The sequence below is a fragment of the Psychrobacter piechaudii genome, from assembly GCF_900162825.1.
Lineage (GTDB): Bacteria > Pseudomonadota > Gammaproteobacteria > Pseudomonadales > Moraxellaceae > Psychrobacter > Psychrobacter piechaudii.
In genome coordinates, this window is sequence record NZ_FUGE01000186.1 from 1 (window position 1) to 3,677 (window position 3,677).

The window sequence follows — 3,677 nt, forward strand, 5'->3', positions numbered from 1 at the left end:
CATAGGTGACTTAGAAATCTAACTGTTGCCATTTTGGTCCAGTCACAATCTTCCTCACCGCATAGGTGACTTAGAAATGCTTAAAAATCACCAAACTCGCACCCAGATGCTTCCTCACCGCATAGGTGACTTAGAAATTAATAGCTGACGAGATTAAAGCGGGTAAAGTCTTCCTCACCGCATAGGTGACTTAGAAACAAGATGATTACAACCAAACTAGCCTACAGTGTCTTCCTCACCGCATAGGTGACTTAGAAATGTAATTAGTTGTCTACCACCTAGTACTAGCCCTTCCTCACCGCATAGGTGACTTAGAAATGAGATAAAGCAATGCCAAAGCTAATCGACAGCTTCCTCACCGCATAGGTGACTTAGAAATAGTAGTGGTCTAGAGATATATGATGCTACTGCTTCCTCACCGCATAGGTGACTTAGAAAAAGCATATAATACATTAAGCCTGTCAGCATAACTTCCTCACCGCATAGGTGACTTAGAAATACCTAAGACGCACTGGGATGCTTATTAAAAGCTTCCTCACCGCATAGGTGACTTAGAAATTAATGGAGGCAAAAGATTATGAGATATTTAGCTTCCTCACCGCATAGGTGACTTAGAAAACAACCAGCCGATCGGAGAAGTTACCGAAGCGCTTCCTCACCGCATAGGTGACTTAGAAATAGGTAAAATAACTAGCTTATATGTAGGTAAAACTTCCTCACCGCATAGGTGACTTAGAAACTGTTGTGTCATACACTGACTTACGTGATAAGCTTCCTCACCGCATAGGTGACTTAGAAATAACGATGTGAACGGCACAAGCCCATTTATGGCTTCCTCACCGCATAGGTGACTTAGAAATACAATACGCGTCTCTTTTGGCGTCAATGTCACTTCATAACCGCATAGGTGACTTAGCAATGTCGCAAAAAGACTGACAAAGCGCTAAGATTTTTACATCGAAAAGAGTTAGTCAGCATAAAAAAACCAGACAGCCTAGGCCATCTGGTTATCAAGTAACATCAAATATCTATCTACCAACAGTAAGCTGTCCCCCAGAAAAGCTGATGCATCCATCACAAAACCAAGATTTTTGTTGTCTTGCATGGGGGATATCTGCTGGCACATCGAGTTGATAAGGACGACTACAATACTCGCAATGTATATCACCCAAATAAACCTGGCATTTTGCAAGCGTAATAAACAACTCATCAGACCTTATATTGTAATCGTAGCAAAGTATCTTTAGATGAGCGATATAGTCATTGGGTGATACATACGACCAATACTGATGGCACAAACGCTTTGCTTCATCATCTAGGCTTGAGTCGAACACAAAATTTACACACATGATATTCTCCTCGTTAGTAGCCATATCCAGATGGTGGTAGTAGCTCGTAAAGCTCACTTTGTAGCTGACTACACATATCTTCAACCACATATCCAAGACTCGTATCCAAGCGCTTCTGTACCCATATACGCATTGCCATATGGTTATTAAAGCAAGGCTTGATTCCTAAAAAGCGTGCTAGATTATAACCAGGTTGAATACATAAATCATAAATCAACATATTGGCGATAGTATTGGCATCCTCACTGACATAGCCATTAGGCTTAAACTCGGCAAATAGCTTGTCATAATCAATAATTTTCATTTTGACGTCTCCTTGTCAGTTGATGCTTGAGCCATCTGGCTTCGACTTACGAGTGCTTCAAAAGCACTACCATCCTGGCGTGTCATATTTGGTACATAGCGGCTGTATGTATTGAACAGCATTTTGGTGGTTGAATGACCCATCTGATAAGCAATCCACTCAGGGCTCTCACCAGCAGCTAGCCAGAGAGTGGCCGCAGTGTGCCGAGTCTGATAGGCATTGCGCTTTTTAAGGCCTAACGCCTTAAGCGTAGGGTGCCAAACACGCTTATTCACATTGTTGTAGTCAAGTGGCTCGCCTGTGTGCGAACAAAAGACATATTCAGATCGCTTATAAGAGACCTTGTACTGCTCTTTTAAAGCATCATAGACCCATGGAGACATTTGGATGGCTCTATACGACTCTTGGGTTTTAGGCGGCACAATTTTGCCTTTAACGAGCGCTTGATTGATAACGATTTCTCGGCGGTCAAAGTCAACATTCTCCCAAGTTAAACCGTCAATCTCGCTGGTTCTCATGCCTGTAAAGAAGCGCACAAGATAATAGTTTCGATAATCCTCCCTAACCCAGTTAATAAATTTCCAAACTTCATCTAACGTGAAAGGCTGAATACTCGTTCTTGGTTCCTTAAGCGATTTTATGTCCTCATAAGGATTTTCAAACTTGTAGCGTTTGGAAGCTTCTTTTAGTATCATACCCAGAGGTACCATTATTGAGTTGATGCGTGCCGCTGACAGAGGTTTTTTAACTTTTCCGCGAGTTACTTTGGCGAGTGCTGAGCGGAAGGCTAATACCTCTGTCTTTTTGATTGTATCGATGGGCCTCCCCTGAAATTCAGGTAGAAGGTACATATCGATAATCTCTCTGATTTTGCGTTTATACGTATCACGCCATTCAATTTCTTTTTCTGAAAACCAGAGCTCTGCAAACTGCTTAAATGACGGCATACTTGTGTTTATACACTCCTTGCGATCATTTAAAGCCATCATTTTTGAAGCTTTATCGCTCTTGGGGAAGTACTGAGCGTAATTGAAAGTACCCAAAACAATTTCAGCTTCCATCCTTTCAATTATTTTTTGCAACTTCTTACGGTTTTCAGGGGTGTCAATCAAATTTGTTGTTTCGCGACAGCGGACTCCTAGGTATCGAAAGTCAACAAACAGCTTTTTCCCCCTACTTCTAATGCTAGCCATAATAGCCTCCTTATTGTAATGCCATGGCGTTGATGCTGCCGGACACTCCGACACGCATATCTTTTTCAATCTCTTCCCAAACATAAAGGATTTTTCTACCACCAAAAGGTCTTATGTAGTGGATACCTTCAATCAAGACACTGTCTTTCAGTTCATTACGAATCGTTCGAGGGGTGTACTTGATGCGTTCAGAAAGCTCTTGGGTTGTTAGGTAGGTATGTGACATAATACATTCCTTATATAAAGTTTAATTATGATGGTACTTTTAAATACCATAGTTGTAATTTAGCACATTTTTATAACTATGCAAGTACTTTTTACAACTAAGATTGGAGTTTTACTGTGATAGTTAATCATTTACCGACTTTGTTAGCGGAAAGAAGGCTAAAGGTAGCGGATGCCGTACGGGCGACAGGAATCAGCAAAACAACGTTACATAAAATATATAATGACCAGTCGTCGCGAATCGATTTCGATACTATTGATAAGCTATGCGAGTTTTTAGAAGTTGAAGTTGGAGATATATTTGAATATGTTCCTGATGCAGAAGATCAGGGCTCGGAAAAGTAGAGTAGAGGTCAAAGTTAAGAGGTTTATCAGTCAAATAATTTAGAGCAGGCACAGCTTGGGTACAATCTGGGCACACGGTTTTTTTACGAGTTATAGAGATAGACTAAATCAATGTGCTACGACGAGATGTGAAATAGGTGTCAGCCCTTATATTACAAGCACAAAAAAAGCCCCAATCATAAAGATTGGGGCTTTCGAATTTGGTAGGCGTAACTAGATTCGAACTAGCGACCTCTACCATGTCAAGGTAGCGCTCTAACC

Annotated in this window: 5 protein-coding genes and 1 CRISPR repeat array; of the genes, 1 reads left to right on the plus strand and 4 read right to left on the minus strand. The window is 41.1% G+C overall.

Translation table 11 applies throughout. From position 1 onward, the window contains the following. The first annotated feature begins 49 nt into the window (after nucleotides 1–49). Nucleotides 50–919: direct repeats of the CRISPR family, unit length 28 nt; unit sequence CTTCCTCACCGCATAGGTGACTTAGAAA. 109 nt (nucleotides 920–1,028) lie between these two features. From A1019T_RS10270 to A1019T_RS10285, 4 genes are read right to left on the minus strand one after another with little or no spacing between them, the layout of a single operon-like run. Then, nucleotides 1,029–1,349, minus strand: a complete 321-nt coding sequence (locus A1019T_RS10270; protein ID WP_077451558.1) for a hypothetical protein — start codon at nucleotides 1,347–1,349, stop codon at nucleotides 1,029–1,031. Between the two features lie 13 nt (nucleotides 1,350–1,362). Continuing rightward, entirely contained in the window at nucleotides 1,363–1,653 is a 291-nt protein-coding gene (locus A1019T_RS10275) for a hypothetical protein (RefSeq protein WP_077451559.1), read from the minus strand. Further along, nucleotides 1,650–2,846, minus strand: coding sequence for an Arm DNA-binding domain-containing protein (locus A1019T_RS10280; protein WP_077451560.1), 1,197 nt, complete (start codon nucleotides 2,844–2,846; stop codon nucleotides 1,650–1,652). The genes A1019T_RS10275 and A1019T_RS10280 overlap by 4 nt, the downstream gene beginning before the upstream one ends. Before the next feature lie 10 nt (nucleotides 2,847–2,856). Then, nucleotides 2,857–3,072, minus strand: a complete 216-nt coding sequence (locus A1019T_RS10285) for a hypothetical protein (protein WP_007393965.1) — start codon at nucleotides 3,070–3,072, stop codon at nucleotides 2,857–2,859. Nucleotides 3,073–3,188: 116 nt separating this feature from the next. On the opposite strand from A1019T_RS10285, the gene A1019T_RS10290 reads away from it, so the two are divergent. Next, nucleotides 3,189–3,416 carry a helix-turn-helix domain-containing protein gene (locus A1019T_RS10290; RefSeq protein ID WP_041773285.1) on the plus strand — a complete coding sequence of 76 codons (228 nt, stop codon included), beginning with the start codon at nucleotides 3,189–3,191 and terminating at the stop codon, nucleotides 3,414–3,416. Nucleotides 3,417–3,677 lie beyond the last annotated feature (261 nt).